The sequence below is a fragment of the Blastococcus sp. TF02A-30 genome, from assembly GCF_003319185.1.
Classification (GTDB): Bacteria; Actinomycetota; Actinomycetes; order Mycobacteriales; family Geodermatophilaceae; genus Blastococcus.
Window position 1 is genome coordinate 1 of sequence record NZ_QOHJ01000026.1, and the last position, 510, is coordinate 510.

1 protein-coding gene is annotated in these 510 nt (G+C 67.8%); it reads right to left on the reverse strand.

Annotation, left to right across the window (positions count from 1 at the left end):
• Window positions 1-166 precede the first annotated feature (166 nt).
• The coding region (locus DQ241_RS20285; protein ID WP_158545989.1) for an HAD hydrolase-like protein at window positions 167-510 on the reverse strand (344 nt) is incomplete at its 5' end.

Sequence of the window (510 nt, forward strand, 5' to 3'; positions counted from 1 at the left end):
AGATGTGTATAAGAGACAGCCTCGTAGCCGACCAGCTCCACGCCCGAGCCGGCCCGTGCCCGCACGAGCCAGGCACCCTTCGAGGTGGCGTGATGCTCGGTCAGCCACGCGCGCCAGGCGGCAGCATCCGCGACCTCTACGCGCTCGCCGTCGTCGAGCGCACCCATCAGAGCCCCTGCGTGGGGTCGAGGTCGGGGAGTTCCGACTCGACGGGTTCGTCGCGGACCAGCTCGGCCACCGACCCGAGCACCTCGTCGGGGCGGAACGGATAGCGCTCGATCACCCCGCGATCGCTGATCCCCGTCAGCACGAGCACAGTGTGCAGGCCCGCCTCGATGCCCGCAACGACGTCGGTGTCCATGCGGTCGCCGATCATGCCCGTGTTCTCCGAGTGCGCCCCGATGCGGTTGAGGGCCGAGCGGAACATCATCGGGTTGGGCTTGCCGACGACGTAGGGCTCCATGCCGGTGGCCTTGGTGATGAGCGCGGAGCTGTCTCTTATACACATCT